A 24,731-nucleotide genomic window follows, 5' to 3' on the forward strand; every position below is an offset into this window, starting at 1 on the left:
AAAGCTGTCTATTAAGTTTTTACTTTAATAGACAGCCTGATTTATGTTATTCCACTTGCTCAAGTAAAAGTTTTTGCTGGAGATTACTATAAATACCTTGTTTTTGCATGAGCTGCTGGTGATTGCCCTGCTCAACAATTTCGCCTTGTTGAATAACAAGAATTTGGTCAGCATTTTCGATTGTTTTTAAGCGATGTGCAATGACAAAGCTTGTGCGTCCCTGCATTAAATGCTGTAGACCTTTTTGAATATCAACCTCTGTTTGCGTATCCACACTAGATGTAGCTTCATCTAAAATTAAAATATCTGGATTTTCTAAAATTTCGCGAGCAATAGCTAATAATTGACGTTGACCTTGACTTAAGTTTGCCCCACCTGGCTGTACAGGCGTATCATATTGTGCTGGTAAATATTTAATAAAGTTATGGGCATTCGCGATTTTTGCCGCTTCTTCTACCTCTTCATCAGTTGCATCAAGTTTACCAAAACGAATATTTTCACGAATCGTTCCGGAAAATAAATACGTATCCTGTAGTACGACACCTACTCTTTGACGGATCGTTGCCATTTTGTAATCCTCGATATTATGACCATCAATTATAATTTTACCCGAATCAACATCATAAAAACGAGTTAACAAATTGATAATCGTTGTTTTCCCTGATCCAGTTGGACCGACAAGTGCAATGGTTTCTCCCGCTTTAGCATGGAAGCTAATATTTTTCAGTACTGGCTTCTCTGGCAAATAGCTGAAGGATACATGTTGAAATGCTACGTCCCCTTTTAAACTTTGACAATCAATGGCTTGCTTTTTATCAGCTACTTCAGAAGATTCATCTAAAATTTCGAAAACTCGTTCAGCCCCAGCAATCGCTGACTGGAATGTATTCAAAAGGTTAGATAGCTGATTCAGCGGACGGAAAAATTGACGTGTATACGTGACAAATGCGGCGATAACCCCAACTGAAACGATGCCTTTGACTGATAAAAATGCGCCTGTGCCAATAACAACAGCTAAACCTAAGTTATTCATAAAGTTATTAATTGGACCAAGTAGACCTGAAGTAATTTCTGCTCGCTGTGCCGAGTTACGGAGATTTTCGTTCTGTTTATGGAACGTTTCAATCGTTTGTTGTTCTGTCCCAAAAAGAGTCACGACCTCTGCCCCCGTAATCATCTCTTCAATATAACCGTTAAGCTTCCCTAAATCACGTTGCCGTGCCGCATAGTTTTTACTACTTCGTTTGACAATTTGCTTCGTCGTATAAACAATTAAAGGAATTATGATTAGCGTAACGATAGCTAACTGCCAGCTAAGTGAGAACATAGCAATACTAACACCAATTACAGTTAAAACTGACGAAACGATTTGTGTCACACTTTGTGCCAGTGCGGTATTTAAATTATCAATATCATTCGTTACACGGCTCATTAAATCACCGAGTGCTCGCTGATCGAAAAATCTCAGTGTTAACGTTTGTAGCTTTTTAAACAGTTCCAGTCGTAATGTTCGAATTGTTTTCATCGCTACATGAATCATGACATATGTTTGTAGCCACGTAAAAACAGACGCAACTGTATAGATAACTGCTAGAACAATACCTAGACGAACAGTACCTGCAATGTCCTTTTTCATAATGTATTCATCAACGATATGTCCGATTAAATACGGTCCTGCTAAACTTAAAAATGTAGAAGCTACTACGAAAAAGATAGAGCAATAAAGTCCTATTTTTTGCTGCTTCACATATTGCCACACACGAGACACCGTTGCTTTTTGATTTTTAGCCTTTTCAGCTGGTCCAGCCATACGTGGTCCGCGTCCAAAATTCATTTGCTTTGGTTGACTTTGACTCATTATTGTTCACCAGCCTTTTGCTGGGAAGCGTAAATTGCTTGGTAAGGCTTATTATTATGCAATAACTGTTGATGTGTACCTTGACCTACAATTTCGCCGTCCTCTAATACTAGAATCAGGTCCGCCTGTTGAATTGAAGCAATTTTAGACGCTACGATAAACGTCGTTGTATCATTATATTGATTGCTAATAGCTTCCTGGACATGTTTTTCAGAGGCGCTATCAAGAGCAGATGTTGTATCATCTAACACTAAAATGGCAGGCCGTCTTACGAGAGCACGCGTTAACGCTAATCGCTGCTTTTGGCCACCAGAGAGATTGGTTGCCCCCTGTGAAAGTTCATGCGTTAAGCCTTTATCCAGTCGGTCCACAAATTCAGTTGCACATGCTGCATCTAGAGCTTGCTCTAATTCCTCGGATGTAGCATCCTCCTTGCCTAAGCGGATATTATTGTCAATCGCACCTGAGAACAGTAATGCTTTTTGAGAGGTAAAGCCGATATGTTTACGTAAAGTTGAGAATGCATAATCCTTTAGAGGCTTTCCATCCAAGTGGATTTCTCCACTCGTTGGGTCAAATAAACGTGGTAATAGCTTCACTAACGTTGATTTTCCACTGCCCGTCTTACCGATTAGACCTACCGTTTGTCCCGGCTTTACGGAAAATGTAATATTTTTCAGAACATCCTCAGCCGATTCATAATAACGATAGCTCACATTTTGGAAGTCAATTGCCCCTTGAATTGGCGATGTAAGTGGATTTTCTGCTTCCTTGACCGCTACGTCTTTATTTAAGACGTCTACGATACGCTCCCCTGAAGGTATAGCACGTGCAATTTGCATTAGCACCATGCTAGAACTCATCAATCCATTTAATATAATCGTTAAATAGTTAATAAACGCGAGGATTACACCAACCTGTAATGTGCCGGCTTCTACTTTAATAGCGCCAAGCCAAAGTGCTGCTACAATTCCTAGATTGACAACGAACATCGTAAACGGCACGAGCACGCCAACGATTTGCTCGGCTGTAATAAAGCGCTTCGTCAGCGTCTCATTAAGCCCACTAAATTGTTCAATCTGTTGCGTTTCACGACGGAACGCCTTAACGACACGAATACCCGCTAAATTCTCCTGAAGCTTCGTATTAACACCATCAATTGCCTCCTGCACTCTACGGTATAACGTACCTGAGTACTTTGTGAAAAAGTACATCGCAATAATCAATATCGGTACAATAATAAGAAGTATGGAAAATAGCTCACGTGCTGTCACAAAAACAATAATGACCGCTCCAATAAATAATAGTGGACCACGCACAAAAATACGCAATGTCATCATAAACGCACGCTGAACACTTTCCACATCACTCGTTAAAATCGTAATAAGCTTCCCTGTAGTAAAAGCGTCACGTTCCTTTGCCGAATACGTCATCATTTTTTCATAAAGTGACTGACGAACATCCGATGCAAAATGGATGGCTGCCTTTGAACTATAATAGGAGCAACCTATCCCACCAACAAGTCCGAATACCGCACTTATCAGCATCCAGATGAACATTTTCAGCACATATGGATTGTCACCATTGGCAATACCTGTATCGATCATATGCTGCATAATAGTCGGCTGCAGTAAATCCATCGTTACCTCTAGTACCATTAATAATGGCGCTATCAAGGTAAAAAATTTATAGGGCCCTAAATACCCTCCTAACTGTTTAATTGCTTGCATTCTTTCGTCTCCGTTCCATTTAATCGTTCTTTATTATAACTGAAAATCATTCCCAATTGCGACGAAGTTTTTCGAGACACGTAATATCTTGATATAGTTATAGCATGATTTACGCCTACTACAACCATCCTGCTCTTTCATCCAGCGTACAGCATATCGAAAACTTCTTTCTTGTTTTGTAGTACACCCTCATCGCATACAAGTGTATACAAAAGTATACACTTCGTCAATGCTAACTTTTTTTCATTAACCAAAAAACCACGCAGGCTTTTCGCTCGCGTGGTTCCATCTTACAAATCATCAAATCCGTTATCTTCTACATTAACCTTCACATACTGGCGAGAACGTTGCTCAAAGAAATCTGTTTTTCCTAAGTCAACATCTTCGTATGCTTTAATCCATTTCAATGGATTTTTGCGATAGCCTTCAAATGGACGCTCTACACCCAGCTGATTACAGCGAACATTGGCATAGAAATGAACATAATCATGCACATCTTCCACATCGAGGCCAGCAACTTTATTGCCAATCACTTCATTGGCCCAATCGATTTCTAGCTGAACGGCTTCACGGAAGATCTCTTGGACACGTGCTGCTCGCTCTGGTGTATCATATTCAGGATATTCCTCTAATAGCTCCTGATAAATCTTAATAAATAAATCGACATGTAGCTGCTCATCGCGATTAATATAATTTATCATCGTTGACGTTGCGACCATTTTTTGATTGCGTGCTAAATGATAGAAGAACGCGAAGCCAGAATAGAAGAATAATCCTTCTAAAATCACATCATAGACAATAGCTTCTAGCATATTTTCAACAGTTGACTCCTCGGAAAATGCTTGGTAGCCCTTAATAACGAAATCATTACGGCGCTCTAGTACCGGCTCTGTACGCCAAAAGTCAAATGTTCGATCCTGCTCGTCTTTGTTGACAATACTTGATAGCACATAAGAATAAGAGTGATTATGGATTACCTCTTGTTGCGCTAAAATAATCATTAATGCATTTAAGCTTGAGTCCGTTAAATAATCCGCTACTTTCCCCGCAAAATCTGTTTGCACACTGTCTAATAGCGCCAGCAAGCCAATGATTTTTAAAAAGGATTCTTGTTCATCCGCTGATAGCCCTGGAAACTGCTTAACATCATTGCTCATATTAATTTCAAATGGTGTCCAGAAGTTACCTAGCATTTTTTTATACTTAGGATATGCCCAGCTAAAACGCACATCATCCCAGTTTAAAATGTTAGAAGAGCGTCCGTTGACAATTCCTGTTGAACGGTTCGGTGCTTCCTTATCCATAATTTGTCGTTTTGTAATAGTTGTCATTGATACTTCCTCCTAGCTCGCGCAAGACTCACATTCTAGCAATTCTACAGACGTTGAGCGCACATAATATGTTGTTTTCACACCACTCGCCCAAGCATTCATATGCAATGCTAGTAAATCTTTTGCCTTAATCGTATTTTGAACGTATAAATTAAGTGAAATGCCTTGGTCGATATGACGTGCTCGTGCAGCATTTTGCTTGATTGTCCAATTTTGATCGATGAAATAAGCAGATTTATAATACCAAGTCGTCACAGGTGATAAATCTGGTACTGTTACTGGAATTTTGTAATCCTTCTTCTCTTCTGAATAACTCTTCTGGAAGATTGGATCAATCGTAGCCGTACTGCCCGCTAAAATGGATGTTGATGAGTTCGGTGCAACCGCCATAACATAGCCGTTACGCATACCTTTTTCAGCAACCGCGGCGCGTAATGCATTCCATTTATTGCTGTCGTAGCCACGTTTGTCAAAATACGCACCCGTATGCCAATCTGAGCCTTCAAATAATGGGTAGGCTCCTTTTTCACTTGCCAATTCGTTAGAAGCGCGAATCGTTAAATACGCAATTTCCTCGTATAGCTTGTCCGCAAATTCTACAGCTTCCTCAGACTCCCATTGAATCTCTTTCAAAGCTAATAAGTGGTGCCAGCCAAATGTTCCAAGCCCAATACCACGGTAGCGTAAGTTCGTACGCTCTGCTTGTTTTACTGGGATTGTATTTAGAGCAATAACGTTATCTAGCATACGTACTTGAACTGGGATCAATCGTTCTAGAACACCAGCCGGTACAGCTCTACCTAAATTAATAGATGATAAGTTACATACAACGAAATCTCCAGGTTTGCGACGTGTTACGATAACATCATCTTCAAGGGTAATAGATTCGAATTCAGTTGCTGACATATTTTGAAAAATTTCTGTACACAGGTTCGAGCTGTAAACCATTCCTTCATGTTTATTCGGATTCATACGATTTACTTCATCTCGATAGAACATAAACGGTACGCCTGTTTCAAGCTGTGAGCGCATAATACGCTTCATAATATCAATGGCTGGTACGACTTCACGACTTAATAATGGATTCGCGATACATTCCGCATATTTTGTACGGAAAGAACCGTCACCCTTTTTCTCATCGTAGAAATCCTCTAGTGAGTAGCCCATGACCTCTCGCACTTCATGCGGGTCAAATAAATGCCACTCCCCACGTGCCTCAACAGTTTCCATAAATAAATCAGGTAAGCACAGCCCTGTGAAAATATCATGGGCACGCAGACGCTCATCCCCATTGTTTAAGCGTAAATCTAAAAACGTAAAGACGTCTTTATGCCAAACATCAAGATAGACAGCAATTGCTCCTTGTCGTTGCCCAAGCTGATCGACTGAAACCGCCGTATTATTAAGCTGTTTAATCCATGGTAAAACGCCACTTGATGCACCTTTAAATCCTTTAATAGATGAGCCTCGGCTACGAATTTTGCCCATATAAACACCAATACCGCCGCCATACTTAGATAATGTTGCGACATCTGTATTCGTGTCATAAATACTTTGTAAACTATCATCTACTGTATCGATAAAGCAACTAGATAGCTGTCCATGTGTTTTACCTGCATTTGATAATGTTGGTGTGGCAACAGTCATATATAAATTACTCATTGCCCAGTAAGATTCACGTACTTTTTCTAAACGATTTTCTGTTTCATCTTGCATCAGAGTCATTGCAATGACCATCCATCGTTCCTGGGGTAGTTCCACTGGTATTTTCGTGTAATCACGGACTACATAGCGGTCCATTAATGTTTTTAAGCCAATATACGTAAACAACTCATCTCGACTTGGATCTAAATAAGAAGCAAGTTCCTTAAGCTCCTGCTCACTATATTTTGTTGTTAAACTTTCATGATACAATCCAGCTTCTGTATAGTGTGCTAAATGTTCTGGGAAAACCTTATAAACATCCTTCACTGAAACTTCACGACGCATTGCAAATTGGTCATATAGTTTTTCTAAATAAATTTGAGCTGCGACAAATGTCCAGTATGGCTCCTCCTCATCAATTAAGCTAAGCGTTTGTAAAATCATCGCATCTGCCCATGCTTCAAATGTGGCATTGTCGTTTTTTCGTAGCCATCGATCCGATAACCTTACAAAACTTTCGAGTTCATCCTCCGTGTAACTTTTTTTGAGCTTAGCAATTTGCTGTTCGATTTGAATTGTCATGTACCATTCTCTCCCTTTCCTTCTCCAGCAACACAAAAAGCGATCACGCAACATCTATCGGTTACGTGATCGCTGTAAAATCGGAAATGGAAATGAAGGACATGCACACAAAGAAGTGACAAATCTTTCGCCTCCACTTCTCAATCCCCGAAGAATGTGTTGCTGTCTTGAACAACTCGGCAGGTCTCCTGGCTCATGCTTCCTCCAAATGATAGCCTTCCCGTTCTTCACAGTGGTCTATTAATCATTTGTCAGCATTTACAGTTGCGGGGACAGCTTCGGCTTAAGATGACTCTTTCTCCGAATTCCCTTTTAAACCATATTGGTACCGCTTGTCCAAAATACTATATATTGTGTTTTGATTCCTAAACAAATCTAACATATTGTGTTTATTGTTGCAATAGGCGTTTTGCCCCTTGCAAGTTGTAAAGTGCTACTTTTTCTCGAAGCAAGCCCAATTACAATGCAGTTTTACGTAGTTTTTCAAAATTTCTCGGAAAATTTTTTTGTGCTATCTGCTCTTTTTCTGGCTGAATTCCTAGTAAAACTACTGCACATGGACCAGCCGTCTTTTCCACATCTAATGTACTTTTGACCTGTTGTTCGCCAAAAAGCCGAGTAAATTCGGCTTGTAGACCTTTCGATCCAACTGGCCATACTTGCTGCACTATTCCTGCTTTCCACGCCTCAAAAATAGGCTGGAGCTTTGCAACATCTTCAGGCTGTGCAAGGACTTCATTGCCTACAAGCGGTAGTCCATAGGTGTACCAACTAAGCTGTTCATGCTCAGTTACTGTGCGTTTTTGCTGCTCACCAAGCATCGTTATAGACAACCCTGATTGTAAAGTCTGCATATTGGACTCTGTGCTACCGTCTATTGGAGGACAACTTAGTCCAGCTTCATTAAAAATCTGCTGAACACCAGCAACATAACTAGACCATGCAGCATCCCCTGAAAAATTAGCTAGTAAAATATGGCTTGGTAAAGCATTTGCAGCAAGCTGCTCTAAAAAAGTAACACGTGCAGTGAAATATGCTGTAAGTTTGTCTGAAGCAGACACAACATCTTGTGGCTTTTCGCCAATTGCCGCGGCATTATCTGTCGTAGCAATGAGCTCACCTACTTTTATTGCATTTCTCAATGTACTCGACCTTCCTTACGCACAAACACCTTAGAGAGAATCGGCATCACAACCGCAACAATCACTAGATTTATGAGTGTTGCCAATGGAAGACTAGTCAATGACGTCCAGTAAAATGCCGGACTAATGATAAAGTAAAATGGTAAAGGTGCCACAACGCCATTTAAAATAAGGGCTACAGGCCATTTCCAAAAATGCATTCCTTTTTTATGCATAACCCCAAAGATCCATACAACGATAAACATTTCCACTGCGATAATTATATGTAGTGGTCCAAAAGGAAAGCCAGTAGTTAAGGCTGAGATAAAATGCCCAATGACTCCCGCAACACCAGCTAATACTGGTGATAAAAAGACAACGCTCAAAAATGCTGGTGCAGAGTCAAGCGCAGCAGTTGTAATAAATGGTGTTGGAATTTTAATGACTGCACCAACAGCACAAATTGCTGCTACCATGGCAGTGAGCGTCAACTTCATCAATCTTTGTCGATCCATTCCATTTCCTCTTTTCTTTAATATTTGGCTATTCATTATAACGTGTTTTTGATTTCCGTTCCGGCTGGGTGCTTTGTAACTGTCGCTTTGCTTTCGCTACAGAAAACATTTGTTGCTGACGCTTCGCTTTCGCACAGATAAAACATTTGTTGCTGTCGCTTCGCTTTCGCACAGATAAATCATTTGCCGCTGACGCTTCGCTTTCGCGCAGAGCAGAGCTTCCTGTGGGCGTCCGATGAGCCGCTTAGGCCAACAGGTATTTTTTGCGCGAAAGCGAAGTGCTAACGTAGCGGTAGCAAAAGGGGTTCATTCTGTGCGAAAGCGTAGTGCAACGAAGCGACAGCAACAGCACGATGCTGGTCACGAAGGCGTTATCACAGGACGTGATGGTTTTAGCCTTCGTTCCTCTATCGCTGATCCCCAAGGAGTCACCCAGCCTCCACTACAATCAACTAATATACATAGCATAGATTTTAACAATCATCAGCCCCTACATTATGAATGAAAAGCCTTCTAAATTTTTCAAATCTATATCATTTGATTTGTTCCCCGATACCGTACCAAATGCGTACGACTTGTTCGGCTTCAGCAAACAATGCCTGGTACAAACGCCCACATGTATCACGCAATAATCGTGCCTGCTTTTCCATCGGCACAACTCCACGTCCCATATCGGTCACTATTATATACAGGGCACAATTTTCTTCAAGAGTCTTTAGTCTTGTCAAAATGGTTCTAACAAGAGGTTCATCATCCTCAAGATCTTGTGTCACGAGCCACTTCTCTATGTTTTTAATAACTAGTACATCACAGGTAGGAGTGCCATCAGGTAGTTCGCCATCTACTAGCTCAACTTTTTGTCCTGCAAGCAATTTCATGACATAGTCGGTTTTTCCACTATAGGCTCCTCCGATAAAGACATGCATCTCGCTCCCTCCTCCCAAGCCTTTCTTGTAAACATTAAAGAAAACATTTTATCATGCGGTGTTTGATACGACCAAAAATTTTGCTCAGTTGGTGCAAATTTTACAAGAAGTGCTCGAATCACTCCAGCATGGACAACGAGATGATAAACATCTTCGTCTTTCGGTAATGCCGTGAACCCTTCAATGACACGCGCACAAAAGATATCAAAGCTTTCTCCCTTTGGAGGTGGTGACTGTATTGGATCATCTAACCATGCACAATAACGACTATCTGATTTTAAACCCTCATATGTGTGCCCTTCAAATTCTCCGAAGTTCGACTCTCGAAATCTCCAATCAGACACGTATGTTGCATTCGGAAAATAACGGTCAGCTGTTTCCCTACAGCGCAGCAAATCGCTACCATACACTTTCGTGGCATTTTTATCTACAATAGTCAGCAAAGATGCATCGGCTAATGAAGAATCTGTCCAGCCGATATAACGCTTCTCCAAATTTTCCTTTGTTGGTGCATGTCTCATTAAGCGCACAATAACAACGTCACCCACAGTACAACCTCCATTCCTTCAATTGAAGCCCCAAGTAAATCTCCAGAAACGCCACCAAAGTTGCGCACTGTAAATTGCCGAAAGACTAAAAAGGCAATCGCTAATACCGCTATCAATACTAATGGAACAATTGAGAAGCCTATGACAAACAACAAGCTGCTATATGCAATAACTAGTGTTAACAGCATAAAGCAGATAAGTAATCCCGGCTTAATATGTGTTTTAAAAAAGTAGGCTAGCCCCTTTTCCTTTGAGCACTTGAGCGACATAAAATAAAAGCTCATGCCAACTCGTGTTAATAACGGAATAAACACAGGCATCCATAGTGCAAACTTATGCTGTACGAATAGCTCATGCAGTATCACAAATTTGCCAAGCACTAAAAATAACACTGAGAGCACTCCAAATGCGCCAACACGTGGATCATCTAAAATTTCAAGCCGCTTCTCTCGATCTCGATACGAAAAATAAGCATCCCCCATATCAATAAAACCGTCTAAATGTAAACCACCAGTAAATAAAGCAAACAATCCGATAATCACAAAGGAAAGCAAGACCTCACTGCTAGCAGTCCATTCAGTTAAACTATAGATCACCGCTGCCACTACGGTACCCATGAGCGCCCCTACCCATGGCAAAAAGGCGAACATCCCTGTAATAGTTGCTTTCGACAAAGGAATTTCTTTATGTACCGGCAAAACTGTAAAAAATTGAAACGCAAGTTGTATGCTATGCCAGAAATTTTTCATCGTCTTGCCACCTTCTTTTAATTTTTAATATGTCATTTATTATTTCCATTTCTTTACAACACCATAATTTATTTCATACGCCTCATCCGCTATAGATACGAACCATTGATGTAATTCCCCAAGCATTTGTCGGTATAATTCAACTTCCTCGCTAGAATATGGAGGCTCATCGAATAATTCGTTTGAGACGATAAAAAACGTCACCCTTTTCTCAAGTAACGTCTCTACCACCTTTTTTAAACTATCTATCTTCTCCTCTAAACAACCGGGTTGTTCCACACAAGGAGTTCCCATATCAAAACCCTCGTAAAAAGCATTTGTCAGCCATGTCGTAACACAGTCCCATAGCACAACATCTCCATCGGTCAATTGATGTAATGTATCAGCGATGTCATAAGGTGCTTCTATAGTCAGCCATTCAATATCTTGTGCCTGTCTATCTGCCTGATGGCGCAGTATTCGTTTCTCCATTTCACGGTCCAACGCTACTCCAGAAGCAATATAAATAAGTCGTTGTGCTTGCGTAAACTCTGTTTGATAGTGAGTAACAGCCGCTTTTTCAGCAAAGTGGGATTTACCACTGCGTACTCCCCCTGTAATGAAAATCAGTGGCATGCTTACGCCTCCTATTGTAAATGTTGAATGTTCCCGATATCTTTAACGAGCCATTGCTGCCCGACATGTTCAATAATCGTGACACTTGTACCATTAATAAATGGTTCTGCCCACAGCTGATTGATGCTACGCCCTAAAATAGCATTAATGACGCATTTAATCGCTACAGCATGGGATACAATTAAAACATTGCCCTCGGGATATTTTTCTGCAATTTTTTTTAACGTAAACATTGCTCGTTCTGTTACCATACCAAAGCTTTCTGTATGGCTTGCGACAAATTGTCCAGGATAGTCAGTATATAATTCATAGTCAAGGCGATGCGTAGTCATAATGTCCTCGACTGTTTTCCCTTGCCATTCCCCTAAAAAAATCTCTCGTAAATTATCCTCATAAAATATTGGAAGCTGACGATCACCTAAAAGAATATGCAACGTTTCCTTTGCACGGCCACTAGAACTGCTATATGCCGCTGTAAAAGAGAAATTTTGCAAATGATCACGAAGTTTTTCTGCATGTAAAATACCATTCTCGGATAATGATGAATCTAACCATCCCTGTAGCCGATGCTCTTTATTCCACATCGTTTCACCATGCCTTACTAAATAAAAAGTTGTCAACTTTCTCACCCCTAATTTGCGTTAAACCACTCTTGCAAACAATTCTGTAAGTATGTCATGGCTACAATATCTTTAATTCCAATACGGAACCATTCACCATTTAAGCCCATAAAGTTTTTTGTATGGCGCAGCACGACGCCTTTTGATAAACAAAATGTAAAAAATGCATCTGCTTGCTGATTTTTCGGTAATGCAAAACATACATAATTCGTTACACTATTTGTCACCTGACAACCATTTTCTTGTAAATAGCTCTGCAGCGCTTCCCTTTGATTTTTAGCATAGGCAATAGCTTGTTTACAATATACATGTTCATCTAAACAACCTGTACCTATAACAAGGGCAAATGCATTCAAGTTCCAATGTGGCAAGATATTTTTTAGCTCAGTAACAACTACTGGGCTTGCTACTAAATAGCCAAGGCGTAATCCTGGGATCGCATACATTTTTGTCATCGAACGAACGACGATCATATGAGGATTTTCTGCTACATGTTGGATCAATGAATAGTCTTCATCTACCCAGTCAATAAATGCCTCATCAATAACAAGCTCACAATCGACGTTTGCACCGTGAGAGATTAATTCGAGAAGCTCCTCTTTCTTTGGTAGCACCCCTGTCGGATTGTTCGGCGTACAAATATATAATGCATCTGCGTTCGTCATTTCACGCTTCAGATGCTCCATCGGTAATGTGTAGTGAACAATATCCTCTACAATAACTGGTACAATTTCAGCGCCTGCTGCTGTTAATGTTCGTTCATATTCTGAAAAAGTTGGATGTACGATAATAACACGCTTATTGGCGTAGCGTCTAACTAGAACACTAAAAAGCTCGGATGCACCGTTCCCTAGTAATATAGAATCTTTCTGAACATCATGAAAAGCTGCCACCTTTGATAAAAACGGCTCACCGTCCGGATCTGGATAACGTTGAATGAGCGGATAAAATGTCCGCCAACGTGCCTCAACAAACGGGGGTGGCCCTGCCGAATTAACATTTTCGCTAAAATCATACACCTCTTCGGGCATATTAAGTCCTAGCTGATGATAAACATTTTGCGGATTTGCTCCGTGATTAGGTAATTGCAAAAATTAACACCTCCACTGCTAACATTACAAGAGTAAAGAGCAAGGTTGCAATGCGCATATGAATTACAGACGCTGCAATATGCTCTTTTGTTAATGGAACTAATTTCTCGCCCATTGTTGCTCGATAAGATACGACACCCTGATATGTATTTTTTCCACCAAGCTGTACCCCTAGTTGAACGGCTGTTGCCGCTTCTAAATAACCACTATTAGGACTTGGATGCTTTTTCGCATCCTGTGCCCAACGTTTTAAGCGCTTACCTAGAGATACATTCGTTTCATTTTTCGTTCCTAGCACCATCAGTAGACCAGTTAATCGACTTGGAATAAAATTTAGTACATCGTCTAGCTTTGCAGCAAACATACCAAAATCTTTATATTTGTCGTTTTTATAGCCAATCATAGAGTCTAACGTATTGACGGCCTTATAGCCCCATAACCCTATTGCGCCAAACAAAAAGGCATAAAATAATGGAGCTGTTACCCCATCACTCGTATTTTCTGAGACCGTTTCCACAACTCCACGAACTATCTCATCCTCGTCAAGCTTCTCCGTATCACGTCCGACAATCCAAGAAAGCTTCACACGAGCTTCAGCAAAATCCCCTTTGACGAGCGGTTCGAAGACAGCCATCGCCGCTTCCTTCAAGCTACGCTGAGCTAGTCCAATCCCAATTAGTAAGCCCTCCACCAATATGCCAAATAGTAGACTAACCTGATAACTTAGTAGCATAATGGCCGTCACAACAAACATCGTTGTGCCAACTACAGCGAGTGACATCACCATGCCTCGGAATTTTCTCATTCTTCCTTTATTCCATAATTCAGTTTGAGATTGAATGAGCTTCCCAATCCAGCGTACTGGATGAGGCATTTTAGGAGGATCACCAACTATTAAATCAAAAACAAGCCCAATGATACAGGCAATCACCAGTGCCATCATAAAGGATTCTCCTCTTTGTCTTTTTTATATTTTTGAATGGCCTCACGCATCGTTTCATAAACACCATGGCCAATGACTTTTCCTAGCATCGTAATCGGTCCAGCATATTGATGGTAGTCACCTTCCTCTGTTGAAGCAATTAACAAACTATCCGTTGAGGTACCCGTAGCTTGTGTACCCGTTGTTGGATCTGTTATACCCTCATCAATAAGTGCCTTGACCTTAGCCTCTGTCGTAGAAATCATTGCCTGAAATAATGCTTCATCCGACAATCTTCCATTTATCAGTACCCACGTATTAATAGTCCCAGCATGATACTTCTCCTGACGATGAAAGGCACGCGTAATATCGACGGCATTACCAAGACCAGCCGTAATCATTATGACAAGATGAATTCCTTCATATGTAAACTCACGAATTGTTGCATATCGGGCATAAACAGCCGTCATCATCGCAACTGTATTGTCAATCGGAAAGCCCTCAGACTGTAAAAACCGTTGTAATTCTAACTGTGGTTTGCGTTCATCATATGTATAAGGTACTGAACGATTCATCAAATGTGTATAAAAGCCAAAGCCTGGATTATGTACTGCCGAGGAAACGACCTTCATTGGTGAATCTGTTTGGACGGCAACATAATGGTCGGAAATATGAATATCGTCCTTGCGTAGTACTGGCATTATCTCGCCTCCTATTCAGAAAATAAAAAAACAAATTCTTACAAAGAAGAATTTGTACTGTTCATTCTTAAATTAATAATCTACCTCAAATATAAACCTTTTGAATTATCGTACAGCATCACAACTTCATAATACTCAAATTATTTATTTTTTTGAAATTGTATCACAAATTCGCATCTTATCACAATTCAATTTTGAGATATTCCGTTATTGCCTTTGTTTTAAAGTTTTAAAACGAATAATAGACCCCGCAATGATAAACACCCAGCCAATACCGATATAGACAATTTTCATCGTTTTCGTCGATGACGGTAAAATATCCATGATCGTTAAACAAACAAATAGTATGCCAATCATTGATAGAAACATACCAATCGATAATTTTTTCAACAGAAAGACCTCCAATCAATGTACGCCCTTGATTTTACCGTATTCCCGTCAAAAAGAAAACACTAATCCAGTTCAAGGATTAGCGTTTACACCACATTAATGGGCAGTAATTGATCTGTACCTAAAACAAAGCGTCAGGAAAAAGACTCCCACCTCGAAATTTAGCAGAAACAAAGAAGTTAGGTAGAACATTATCTGCCCGTTTAGTGGGGATTAGGTATCCCACTAACTGAATCAATTATGCCTCGGCATAATTGCGTCCGGAATCGGCTTTGTGCAAGCACAAAGAACTCCTTTCCGATTTCCGTGACATCCGCCGGAGGCTGCTTTAACTTCTTTCAGCGGATGTTTAGGCACCCGCTAAAAACGCATTCATCTCACCACTTATAGTGGTAGGAGACTTCTGTAACTGCCGTTCCACTTACGTTACAAAAGAAATTTGCTGAAAGAAGTTAAAAGCTCACTATAATTACTTACACTCTTGCATGTGCAAAAAATTCCTCATACAATGCTTGTAAAATTTGGTTTTCATATTCTTGTAGTACACCGAATACTAAACTAACTTCGGATGAACCTTGATTAATCATCTCTATATTTGCACCAGTTTTTGAAATTGCAGTTGCAGCACGTGCCGCTAGTCCTGTGTTATTACGCATACCTTCGCCTACTATAACAATCATAGAAAACCCATGACGCATTTGTACATCATCTGCATTTAGCTCATTTTTCACTCGAGAAAGAATTCGTTCTTCATTTTCAAGTGTTATTTGATTTGATCGCATAATGACAGAAATATCGTCTAATCCAGACGGTGTGTGTTCATATGAAATATTTTCATCTTCCAAAATTTGTAGAAGCTTACGGCCGAAGCCTACTTCTCTATTCATCAAATATTTTGACACATACAAAGTTGAAAAGCCGCTGTCTGCCGAGATACCTGTAACCGGACGTCCTGTTACAGAGCGTCTTGGTACAATACGAGTACCCGGGGCTGATGGATTATTTGTATTTTTTATGTTAACTGGCACCCCAATCTTATAGACAGGCATTAACGCTTCATCATGGAAAACTGAAAAGCCTGCATAGGATAATTCGCGCATTTCGCGATACGTAATTTCTTTAATTTCCACTGGATCATTCACAACTTTCGGATTTGCAGAGAACACACAGTCCACATCCGTAAAGTTTTCATAAAGCTCTGCTTCAACAGCAGCTGCTAAAATAGAGCCTGTAATATCAGAGCCACCACGGTCGAATGTACGCAGTATGCCCGCTTTAGTGTAACCGAAGAAACCTGGGAAAACAATGATTTCTTTGGTGCTTTTTAGAGGTGCTAAATTCGCATAAGCCTCTGGTAATGCATATGTGCGTTCAGGTAAATCATTGACGACCAAACCATCTTTTGGACTTACGTAGCGTGCCGGCATACCGATTGAATTGAAATAAGCAGCGATTAGCTTCGCGTTATTGTCTTCCCCTGCCGCTTTGATGCTATCGATAAATAATTCCTCATTCGATTTATCACCTTGTACACGTTCATGTAAATCTTCAGCGATCACGTCACAAATTGTATGATCTAACTCCAAACCATCCGCAATCGCCATAAAGCGATTGACAACGATTTGCAATTCTTCTTCAATTTCTTCATTTTTTAATGCTGCCATTGCCAAGTTAATTAATAAGTCAGTTACCTTTATATCGTCACCAGAGCGCTTCCCAGGTGCAGAAACGGCTACGATTTTACGTGCCGGATTAGATTTTACAATGTTTGCTACTTTTTGAATTTGTTCTGCACTTGCTACAGATGTTCCACCAAATTTACATACGATCATAACCATCAAATCCTAACTTTTTAAATTAAATGTATTCCTCCAAAAAACAATTGAATGTACACAGTGTACAAATTATAGTTCCCCACGTCAATACAATTTAAAAAATTCACGCAATTAATCGACGGAAAATGGACAATTTTCACACTGTTTGATTTATTATACGGATTTCGAATGAAATAGTTAAGGTTTTTGCAAATTTTTTTCATAGAATTCCTATAATCGTACAAATATTTGTCTGAACTAGCTGAAATCATCTAATTTACAGAATTTTTTAATGCTAGATCTGACATGATAAACAAAATCACGTCTTTATGAATATAAATGTGGATATCAATATAAACAATTTTGCTTGTATAAAGGTAAGATGTATCACTTCAACAGCAGAATGTGGGTTTTTTATTACAACATCTACAAGCTGAAACCCTTAGGACATGACTATCCCAAGAAAATTAGCCATCAAGGTTTCATGCCCTTCCCTCTTAGTGTCGTAATAAAACCAAGTAACGAAAAGTACACCATGCAAGGACCTTTTGTACATACTTAAATTAGCAAGTGTTTTTCAGCAACCTTGAATCAATTATGCCTCGGCATAATTTGCGTCCGGAATCTGCTTTGTGCTCAGGACTGTAGATGTTTTTTGTGCGAAAGCGTAGTGCTAACGTAGCGACAGCAACACGAGGGCCGACACGATGTCGGTCATTTCGGTAATGCCACAGGACGTGGCGTTTTTACCGTCGCAGGTCAGTTAGCTGTTATCCCATGGATGCGATGATTTTAGGCTAACATCCTTTGTGGAGTCCTTTCCGATTCCATGACATCCACCGGAGGCTTTAACTTCTTTCTGCGACACCCGATGAAAAGTGACTTAAACCACATTCATCTCACAGCTATAGAAGTGGGAGATGAATGCTGAAAGAAGTTAAATTGTAGTGCCTTTCTTCTATATTAATTGAAGAAAACGCTTTCTCCATTATGATATGCAGAAAAACTTGTGATGTTTGTGCTATTTCGAGCAATGTCAAGCTATTCTTTTTTTGATTTTTTATCTGTTTTAGGCGAGTATTACTTTGATTTGCGTATGTTTCCGCTTTTATTCTGTGGAGGGTTGTATTTGTAGGGACTGAGGGGTATTTTGGGGGACCGGATCAGTTATTCGGGGTAGCCTGAGCGATTTCCTCTTGGACCTGAGCAGTTCTTTGGGGCACCTGATCACTTTCCTTTTGGACCGGATCAGTTCTTTGAAGGACCCGATCACTTTCCTCATGGACCTGAGCAGTTCATTGGGGGACCCGATCACTTTCCTCTTAGACCTGAGCAGTTCTTTGGGGCACCCGATCTCTTTCCTCTTAGACCTGAGCAGTTCTTTGGAGGACCCGATCACTTTCCTCTTAGACCTGAGCAGTTCTTTGGAGGACCCGATCACTTTCCTCTTGGACCTGAGCAGTTCTTTGGAGGACCCGATCACTTTCCTCTTAGACCTGAGCAGTTCTTTGGGGGACCCGATCACTTTTTATTATAGTACGATTTGCAAAACAGTTAATTTTATAGCGAAATGGCCCAAATATATTGTTAACGGGTTGGTTGAAGGATGAAAATTATAAATAACAATTTAATTGGGAGTTCCATTCGCATACGAATTGGACTCATCTCATTTGTTACTATATAATGATTTTCGTATTTTTAACAAGCTGATTAGCATTGAAACTAACAAATCAATTAGCAACAATCTCTTGGTCAACAGACAACCTTCTCAAAATAAATGACATTATCTATATGCAGTAGCTGAAGAGTCTACTCTTAACAGTTACTTTGGCTAAAACTTGTTAAACGGGATGAACAATTATTTGAAAAAGTTTCGAGGAAAAAAGCGTTATTTCCATAACTTATGGCGGGAGACAAAAGCCGAGCAGTATGATTTAAACTTCGGCAAAGAGGGTTGGTTTGATTTATGGCACACCCATCTTGATTTTTACGGGTTTGGGAATAATCGTTTAAAAATAAGAAGAGAACATATAAAAGCATATATAGCTTTGTTTTACGGTTTATTAGAAGAGCTTCAAACACTCGGAAAACCATATCAATCGTGGATTGAAATAGTTGACGAAGATGCTGGTTTAGATGCCATCTATATTCATACTACTAATCCAAATGAGGACAATTTTCCACTTAGGTTAGAAAATTTAAACTGGAATTGCACTATCCCAAAATATTTGAAGGATATAGTTGACCTAAATAATTTTAATGTAGGACACTATAAGTGGGAATCATATAACAGCTACATAATTCAGTCCAAAAATAAAGGACTTGAATTGTAAATTAACAGTATTTTAATACACGAATAAGATAAAACAGCAGCCGATTTCTCGGCTGCTGTTTCAGTTCCCGTTAACATATTGTATTTAAATCACGCCAATTACATTTAAAAATACGATAATAATTGCAATTGGTGCTATATAGCGAAGTAAGAATAACCATAACACAAATAATTTATAGCCTTTATTTTTACTTACACCCAGTTCACTCATTAATACATCTTTCTTCATTCTAAATGGTACGAAGATCGCTACTAATAATACACCGAGTGGCATAAGAATATTACTTACTGTATAGTCTGCTAAATCAAAGATTGTTTTCCCGAATAATGTAAAATCACTTAATACGCCATATGATAAAGCCGATGGAATCCCTACAACAAAGATTAGTAGTCCGACAATCAATGCCATTTTTTCGCGTTTCCCTTTACCTTTTGTCGTTAAAGAGGCGACGCTAATTTCCAACATGGAAATTGCTGATGTTATTGTTGCAAAGAAAAATAGTAACAAGAAAATAATGAAGAACAATTTACCGAATGCCATTTTACTGAATATCGCTGGCAAGACAATAAATAATAGACCTGGCCCTTGAGATGGTTCCATTCCAAATGCGAATACTACTGGGAAAATAGCAAGCCCTGCAAGTAATGTAATTACAAGCGTTAAACCAACAATAGAAAATGCAGAACGTGGTAAGCTTTCTTCTTTCGGTAAGTATGAGCTATACGTTACCATAACCCCTACTCCGACAGATAATGAGAAGAACGATTGCCCCATCGCATATAAAATAATTTCAGATGTCACATTTGAGAAATCAGGCTGTAAGAAGAAACGAACCCCTTCTCCAGCTCCATCTAATGTAAGAGCACGAATAATTAAGACAAAGAATAAAACAAATAGTGCTGGCATGAAATATTTATTTACTTTTTCAACACCGTTTTGTACACCTTTACTTACGATAAAAATAGTCATAAGAATAAATAATAGTTGTGATCCAACAGCTAAAAATGGATTGGAAATGATTTCACCAAAAGTGGCTTCGTACGAACCATTTCCTTCCCATAGTCTACCTGTAATTGCATTCCATAAATATAATAAAATCCATCCTCCAACAACACTGTAGAATGAAAGCAATATGAAACAAGTGGCAATCCCTAATTTTCCGACCCACGGCCATAGCGTCTTAGGAGCAATAGTTCTATATGCTTCAACAGCCTCTTTTTGTGTACTTCTCCCAATGACAAATTCCGCCAATAATAACGGTAAACCAATTAATAACGTAAAACCGATGAAAATAAGGAAGAAAGCACCGCCACCTCCTATACCGGCCATATACGGGAACTTCCAAATTGCTCCAAGACCTATTGCTGAACCTGCTGCGGCTAAAATGAAGCCTAATTTCGATGTCCATTGCTGTGAATTCATCTCTTTATCTCCTCTCTTTTTCTATTTCTTTGTTTATTACAATTCGGTCTTTATTCATATTGGTCTATCGTACTCCTTTCTTATACAACCACTGCTTTTCAAATAAAAATCGTCCCTACGAAAACGTAGGGACGATTATATATCGCGGTACCACCCTAGTTATGAAGATATAACAAGAATAAAACCTTAATAAAAAAACGTCCCTACGAAATACGTAGGGACGATTATATATCGCGGTACCACCCTAGTTATGAAGATATAACAAGAATAAAACCTTAATAAAAAAACGTCCCTACGAAATACGTAGGGACGATTATATATCGCGGTACCACCCTAGTTATGAAAATACAACAAGAGTAAAACCTTAATAAAAAACGTCCCTACGTAAATAACGTAGGGACGATATATATCGCGGTACCACCCTAGTTGTGAAAAAATTCTTCACCACTTTATTTGATAACGGTATTCACTACCGTCTTCCACTTCCTCACAACGTGTGATTTATGAAAGAAGCTCCAGGTCGAAATTCATGATAATCTATATACTGATTCGCACCAACCATCAGTTCTCTGAAATAGGGAGATTTTCACTACTTAATCCTATCATTGCCCAAATATTAATTTTCCGAATTGATATTATCATTTTTATCACACATTAAATACTAGCGTCAACATTTTTTTTGATTTTTCATGTATTATCTTCTTTTTTTCGTTCGTGATTGTTTTTATATTTCCGTATGCATTCTAATAATTAACAAAAAAACTAGGCTCACATTCTATGTGAAACCTAGTTTTTAAGCTTAATTGCTCTTTATTAAATAGCTGTCCAACCGCCATCAATAACTAATTCTGCTCCTGTCATAAAGCGTGATTCGTCAGATGCTAAAAATACAACGCCATAGGCAACATCCTCTGGTTCACCAAAGTATGGAAGCTGCGTATATGTTTTATAGAAAGGAAGTGCTCCTCCTTCTTCCATCGTTGGTGCTGTCATTGGTGTCACGACGATACCTGGATGTACGGAATTTACACGAATTTTATCTTTTCCGTATTCAACTGCAGCTGATTTTGATAGTACTCGAAGTGCTCCTTTAGCTGCTGTGTACGGACTTGTACCTGCCATACCAACAATACCGCCAATTGAAGAAATATTGATAATAGAGCCCCCGCCTGCTTTTTGCATTTCAGGAATCACATATTTCATACCAATAATGCAGCCATTTAAGTTAATGTCCATTATTTTATTCCATTCGTCCATTTCCATGTTGGCAATCGTTTTTGGTGAAGAAACGCCCGCATTATTAACGAGTACATCGACTTTACCATATGCCTTCACTGCTTCGGCAATGACGGACTTCCAAGCATCTTCAGATGTCACATCATGCTGAATCCCTATAGCATCCCCACCACTTTCTTTAATTTCTTTTACCAATTGGTTCAATGCTTCGATTTGAACGTCTGTTGCAATAACTTTTGCTCCTTCTTGGGCAAATAATTTTGCTTCAGAAGCACCCATCCCCATTGCTGCTCCTGTAATAATAGCTACTTTTCCATTTAAACGACCCATATTAAAACTTCCTTTCTAAGTTAGATATCTATTCCAATCAAAATGACTAATTCATGAACATATTAACAACTAGTTGTATTATCGACACCGTGTCGTTAATATAAGTATATCAATACTCTTAAAAAGGGCAAACAACACATTTCATGAATTCGATGCTTTATCAACGAACTAATCGCCAGTGTTGTAAAAATAGAAAAAATAAAACAAGGAGCTTAAAAATGTCGAATAAAAAACAGAAAATGGACCCTCGGGTTATGAGGACGCGCCAACTACTAAGAGACGCACTTGTGGAATTAATTGAGGAAAGAGGCTATGAAAAGATTACGGTACAAGATATTACAGAGCGAGCGACTTTAAATCGCGCTACCTTTTATTTACATTATAGCGATAAGCTTGATCTTCTCTATCAAAGCACAAAGGAAATATTGAATGATTTAGTGAGCAGTCTTAATGTTCATTTTGATGACAAGATAGAAATTGATTTTTTGAAAGATGAAGATGAGCCACAGGATACATTTATGCATTTATTCGAGCAAATTTCTTTAAATAGCAAATTATATAAAGTATTTTTAACTGAAAAAGACATTCCTTATTTCTCTTCAGGTTTGAAGGAAATCATCATCGATTTTGTCTCAAATGGGATAAACTCTATGCAGCCCGATGATAAAAAGCTTACAGTTCCACGTGAAATGGCTATCAGATATTTTGCCGCCGCCTTTCTTGAGGTGATTGTTTGGTGGTTAGAAAACGATATGCTTTATTCACCAAAATTTATGGCAACTCAGCTATTGAGAATTACAGTGAAGGGTCCTTATATTGACCTTCCTTTTGGAAAATAAAATTATTTTTCAGCCTAACAACTTCTTAAGAATAAACATCCATTAGTATCACAAAGCTAAGTAACTATATAAATAAAAAAAGAGAGAATTTCAAATAAAATTGAAATTCTCTCTTAAACAAGATTTGATATATTGTTCGTGATGTGCGGCAATTGTTTAACATCTTACATATTTACGTTTGAAACCAATTCTCCCTTTATCTACGTCCTTTTGAATACTTTCGTAAGCGTTCAGGACACTGCTTTTTTTCTTATCTCGTTTAACTTCTACTGGACCTATTTCCTTTGCAATTTCGACAGCCTTTTCATGGAGTGGTAAATATGAAAGCCCAACAGTGTATAGAAAATTATTCATAGCAGATTTCGTTCGTTCTGGCGAATCGTGAATCGTATTTTTCACTGTTTCAATCATGTTGGCAATTTTGCTCTCGGAAAATTCATTGTCTAAGCGATTCCCTAAAAGCCAACAGTAGCAACTCCAGCCCGCTGACATTCTCAGCTCTTCACCGCTTGCGATCCATTTATCTGCAACTTCTTGAGCAATATCTGCTTCAGCTAAAGTTACAGCTACTACAAAATCCGACAGCATATAAAAATATGCCGAATCCATCCAACGATCAAAATCTGACACAGTCATCGCTTTTGGATCTGCAATAATGCCTGCAAAGTACATTGCGTCGTAATTCCCTGTAGCATAAAGCTCTTCAGCTAACGGTTGATTTACTTTTATTTTCTTAGCGATTGGCTTCATTGCACCTGTTGCCACGCCAAAAAGTGGTTCATGCGCACCATTGGATATATAGATTTTTTTAGTTCGTTCCTTGCCTAGAGACTCAAGCTCCTTCATCACCATTTCTAAATTCAATTTTCGCACTTCCTTTTTGGAGTATTTACTCAAATATTTTGCCATTAATATAACCATTATCCTATAGACAATTAAATATTGAAAACTAAAATGATTTATTTCTTTTTTACAATTTGTGTTAATCTTTCAATAAGAAGGGGTGATACTTTGTTATACTTTTTTAACAAATATTCAAAGTATGTAGTGTTACTCATTTTTATATTTGAAATAATTTATTTTGGTATTCCGGATTATGTACAGCCTGTTTTTGTTTATGAGTATCTTCTATTTTTCGGTTCGGCTTATTTATTTGCTGTTATTCAAGATTTTTTTAATCCAAGTAAAAAAACAGATATATTATTACGTGTTGTTATTATCATTAGTACTCTTGTCATATTGATAACATCAATCTACTATAAATCCACGTTCTCACTTATTTTTTCTGTGATAATGTTTATGGCGATTAGTTTCTCATTATATTTAGCAATCAAGCAAAATAAAACGAACAGGCAACAGGATTAATACCTATCGCTTGTTTGGCTTGATGATTGTTGTAATGTACAATTTAAGG

The 24,731-nt window shown here is 38.9% G+C and carries 23 protein-coding genes, 1 riboswitch and 1 other annotated feature; of the genes, 4 read left to right on the plus strand and 19 right to left on the minus strand.

What is annotated here, in order from left to right:
• Positions 1-46 precede the first annotated feature (46 nt).
• From ACZ11_RS10360 to ACZ11_RS10385, 6 genes are all read right to left on the minus strand, one after another.
• Complete coding sequence (locus ACZ11_RS10360; protein ID WP_049665837.1) at positions 47-1,858, minus strand: ABC transporter ATP-binding protein; 1,812 nt, start codon at positions 1,856-1,858, stop codon at positions 47-49.
• Positions 1,858-3,588, minus strand: a complete 1,731-nt coding sequence (locus ACZ11_RS10365) for an ABC transporter ATP-binding protein (RefSeq protein ID WP_049665838.1) — start codon at positions 3,586-3,588, stop codon at positions 1,858-1,860. The genes ACZ11_RS10360 and ACZ11_RS10365 overlap by 1 nt, the downstream gene beginning before the upstream one ends.
• A gap of 290 nt (positions 3,589-3,878) precedes the next feature.
• Positions 3,879-4,919, minus strand: coding sequence for a ribonucleotide-diphosphate reductase subunit beta (locus ACZ11_RS10370; protein ID WP_049665839.1), 1,041 nt, complete (start codon positions 4,917-4,919; stop codon positions 3,879-3,881).
• Positions 4,920-4,931: 12 nt separating this feature from the next.
• The gene (locus tag ACZ11_RS10375; RefSeq protein ID WP_049665842.1) at positions 4,932-7,145 is read right to left on the minus strand and encodes a ribonucleoside-diphosphate reductase subunit alpha; all 2,214 of its coding nucleotides are present in this window, start codon (positions 7,143-7,145) and stop codon (positions 4,932-4,934) included.
• A 160-nt stretch (positions 7,146-7,305) separates the two neighbouring features.
• Positions 7,306-7,493, minus strand: a riboswitch (cobalamin riboswitch).
• A gap of 110 nt (positions 7,494-7,603) precedes the next feature.
• Positions 7,604-8,287: a hypothetical protein gene (locus ACZ11_RS10380; protein WP_236690833.1), complete on the minus strand. Its 684-nt coding sequence runs from the start codon at positions 8,285-8,287 to the stop codon at positions 7,604-7,606.
• Positions 8,284-8,781, minus strand: coding sequence for an ECF transporter S component (locus ACZ11_RS10385; RefSeq protein WP_049665844.1), 498 nt, complete (start codon positions 8,779-8,781; stop codon positions 8,284-8,286). Before ACZ11_RS10385 ends, ACZ11_RS10380 begins: the two co-directional genes overlap by 4 nt.
• Positions 8,782-9,016: 235 nt before the next feature.
• On the opposite strand from ACZ11_RS10385, the gene ACZ11_RS10390 reads away from it, so the two are divergent.
• Positions 9,017-9,286: a hypothetical protein gene (locus tag ACZ11_RS10390; RefSeq protein ID WP_134008605.1), complete on the plus strand. Its 270-nt coding sequence runs from the start codon at positions 9,017-9,019 to the stop codon at positions 9,284-9,286.
• Between the two features lie 28 nt (positions 9,287-9,314).
• Here the strand turns inward: ACZ11_RS10390 and ACZ11_RS10395 are convergent, their stop codons facing one another.
• The 10 genes from ACZ11_RS10395 to ACZ11_RS10440 form a co-directional block, all read right to left on the minus strand.
• Positions 9,315-9,707, minus strand: coding sequence for a bifunctional adenosylcobinamide kinase/adenosylcobinamide-phosphate guanylyltransferase (locus ACZ11_RS10395; RefSeq protein WP_049665848.1), 393 nt, complete (start codon positions 9,705-9,707; stop codon positions 9,315-9,317).
• Entirely contained in the window at positions 9,656-10,255 is a 600-nt protein-coding gene (locus tag ACZ11_RS10400) for a histidine phosphatase family protein (protein WP_049665850.1), read from the minus strand. The genes ACZ11_RS10395 and ACZ11_RS10400 overlap by 52 nt, the downstream gene beginning before the upstream one ends.
• Positions 10,228-11,004: an adenosylcobinamide-GDP ribazoletransferase gene (gene cobS, locus ACZ11_RS10405; RefSeq protein ID WP_049665851.1), complete on the minus strand. Its 777-nt coding sequence runs from the start codon at positions 11,002-11,004 to the stop codon at positions 10,228-10,230. Before cobS ends, ACZ11_RS10400 begins: the two co-directional genes overlap by 28 nt.
• 39 nt (positions 11,005-11,043) lie before the next feature.
• On the minus strand, positions 11,044-11,619 hold the full coding sequence (locus ACZ11_RS10410; RefSeq protein WP_049665854.1) for a bifunctional adenosylcobinamide kinase/adenosylcobinamide-phosphate guanylyltransferase: 576 nt from the start codon (positions 11,617-11,619) through the stop codon (positions 11,044-11,046).
• An 11-nt stretch (positions 11,620-11,630) separates the two neighbouring features.
• Positions 11,631-12,239, minus strand: a complete 609-nt coding sequence (locus ACZ11_RS10415) for a histidine phosphatase family protein (protein ID WP_049665855.1) — start codon at positions 12,237-12,239, stop codon at positions 11,631-11,633.
• Positions 12,240-12,250: 11 nt separating this feature from the next.
• On the minus strand, positions 12,251-13,330 hold the full coding sequence (locus tag ACZ11_RS10420; RefSeq protein ID WP_049665856.1) for a pyridoxal phosphate-dependent aminotransferase: 1,080 nt from the start codon (positions 13,328-13,330) through the stop codon (positions 12,251-12,253).
• Entirely contained in the window at positions 13,317-14,273 is a 957-nt protein-coding gene (cbiB, locus tag ACZ11_RS10425) for an adenosylcobinamide-phosphate synthase CbiB (RefSeq protein ID WP_049665857.1), read from the minus strand. Before cbiB ends, ACZ11_RS10420 begins: the two co-directional genes overlap by 14 nt.
• Complete coding sequence (locus ACZ11_RS10430) at positions 14,270-14,953, minus strand: adenosylcobinamide amidohydrolase (RefSeq protein WP_049665858.1); 684 nt, start codon at positions 14,951-14,953, stop codon at positions 14,270-14,272. The genes cbiB and ACZ11_RS10430 overlap by 4 nt, the downstream gene beginning before the upstream one ends.
• A 207-nt stretch (positions 14,954-15,160) precedes the next feature.
• Positions 15,161-15,343, minus strand: coding sequence for a hypothetical protein (locus tag ACZ11_RS10435; RefSeq protein WP_049665861.1), 183 nt, complete (start codon positions 15,341-15,343; stop codon positions 15,161-15,163).
• 473 nt (positions 15,344-15,816) lie between these two features.
• Positions 15,817-17,175, minus strand: coding sequence for an aspartate kinase (locus ACZ11_RS10440; RefSeq protein ID WP_049667148.1), 1,359 nt, complete (start codon positions 17,173-17,175; stop codon positions 15,817-15,819).
• Positions 17,176-19,019: 1,844 nt separating this feature from the next.
• On the opposite strand from ACZ11_RS10440, the gene ACZ11_RS10445 reads away from it, so the two are divergent.
• Positions 19,020-19,490 (plus strand): hypothetical protein, encoded by a 471-nt coding sequence (locus ACZ11_RS10445; RefSeq protein ID WP_049665863.1) that lies wholly within the window; start codon positions 19,020-19,022, stop codon positions 19,488-19,490.
• Positions 19,491-19,574: 84 nt separating this feature from the next.
• Here the strand turns inward: ACZ11_RS10445 and ACZ11_RS10450 are convergent, their stop codons facing one another.
• Together ACZ11_RS10450 and ACZ11_RS10455 are read right to left on the minus strand one after the other, a co-directional pair.
• Entirely contained in the window at positions 19,575-20,912 is a 1,338-nt protein-coding gene (locus ACZ11_RS10450) for a sodium-dependent transporter (protein WP_049665864.1), read from the minus strand.
• Between the two features lie 392 nt (positions 20,913-21,304).
• Positions 21,305-21,527: a binding site (T-box leader), on the minus strand.
• 198 nt (positions 21,528-21,725) lie between these two features.
• The gene (locus ACZ11_RS10455) at positions 21,726-22,478 is read right to left on the minus strand and encodes a glucose 1-dehydrogenase (RefSeq protein ID WP_049665866.1); all 753 of its coding nucleotides are present in this window, start codon (positions 22,476-22,478) and stop codon (positions 21,726-21,728) included.
• 218 nt (positions 22,479-22,696) lie between these two features.
• Here ACZ11_RS10455 and ACZ11_RS10460 point away from each other — a divergent pair, with 218 nt between their 5' ends.
• Entirely contained in the window at positions 22,697-23,317 is a 621-nt protein-coding gene (locus tag ACZ11_RS10460) for a TetR/AcrR family transcriptional regulator (protein ID WP_049665868.1), read from the plus strand.
• Between the two features lie 156 nt (positions 23,318-23,473).
• On the opposite strand, the gene ACZ11_RS10465 is transcribed toward ACZ11_RS10460, so the two are convergent.
• A complete protein-coding gene (locus ACZ11_RS10465; protein WP_049665870.1) occupies positions 23,474-24,181 on the minus strand; it encodes a DNA alkylation repair protein in 708 nt (235 codons plus the stop codon).
• A gap of 147 nt (positions 24,182-24,328) precedes the next feature.
• On the opposite strand from ACZ11_RS10465, the gene ACZ11_RS10470 reads away from it, so the two are divergent.
• Positions 24,329-24,682, plus strand: a complete 354-nt coding sequence (locus ACZ11_RS10470) for a hypothetical protein (RefSeq protein WP_049665872.1) — start codon at positions 24,329-24,331, stop codon at positions 24,680-24,682.
• Positions 24,683-24,731: the final 49 nt, after the last annotated feature.

Source organism: Lysinibacillus xylanilyticus, assembly GCF_001183605.1.
Lineage (GTDB): Bacteria > Bacillota > Bacilli > Bacillales_A > Planococcaceae > Lysinibacillus > Lysinibacillus xylanilyticus.

Bases quoted from the DNA above. Each gene is read 5' to 3' on its own strand.
- ACZ11_RS10385 (WP_049665844.1), bottom strand. From the start codon at position 8,781: ATGGATCGACAAAGATTGATGAAGTTGACGCTCACTGCCATGGTAGCA.
- ACZ11_RS10375 (WP_049665842.1), bottom strand. From the start codon at position 7,145: ATGACAATTCAAATCGAACAGCAAATTGCTAAGCTCAAAAAAAGTTAC.
- ACZ11_RS10440 (WP_049667148.1), bottom strand. From the start codon at position 17,175: ATGATCGTATGTAAATTTGGTGGAACATCTGTAGCAAGTGCAGAACAA.
- ACZ11_RS10410 (WP_049665854.1), bottom strand. From the start codon at position 11,619: ATGCCACTGATTTTCATTACAGGGGGAGTACGCAGTGGTAAATCCCAC.
- ACZ11_RS10370 (WP_049665839.1), bottom strand. From the start codon at position 4,919: ATGACAACTATTACAAAACGACAAATTATGGATAAGGAAGCACCGAAC.
- ACZ11_RS10365 (WP_049665838.1), bottom strand. From the start codon at position 3,588: ATGCAAGCAATTAAACAGTTAGGAGGGTATTTAGGGCCCTATAAATTT.
- ACZ11_RS10430 (WP_049665858.1), bottom strand. From the start codon at position 14,953: ATGCCAGTACTACGCAAGGACGATATTCATATTTCCGACCATTATGTT.
- cbiB (WP_049665857.1), bottom strand. From the start codon at position 14,273: ATGATGGCACTGGTGATTGCCTGTATCATTGGGCTTGTTTTTGATTTA.
- ACZ11_RS10450 (WP_049665864.1), bottom strand. From the start codon at position 20,912: ATGAATTCACAGCAATGGACATCGAAATTAGGCTTCATTTTAGCCGCA.
- ACZ11_RS10390 (WP_134008605.1), top strand. From the start codon at position 9,017: ATGAGCCGCTTAGGCCAACAGGTATTTTTTGCGCGAAAGCGAAGTGCT.
- ACZ11_RS10360 (WP_049665837.1), bottom strand. From the start codon at position 1,858: ATGAGTCAAAGTCAACCAAAGCAAATGAATTTTGGACGCGGACCACGT.
- ACZ11_RS10395 (WP_049665848.1), bottom strand. From the start codon at position 9,707: ATGCATGTCTTTATCGGAGGAGCCTATAGTGGAAAAACCGACTATGTC.
- ACZ11_RS10460 (WP_049665868.1), top strand. From the start codon at position 22,697: ATGTCGAATAAAAAACAGAAAATGGACCCTCGGGTTATGAGGACGCGC.
- ACZ11_RS10455 (WP_049665866.1), bottom strand. From the start codon at position 22,478: ATGGGTCGTTTAAATGGAAAAGTAGCTATTATTACAGGAGCAGCAATG.
- cobS (WP_049665851.1), bottom strand. From the start codon at position 11,004: ATGAAAAATTTCTGGCATAGCATACAACTTGCGTTTCAATTTTTTACA.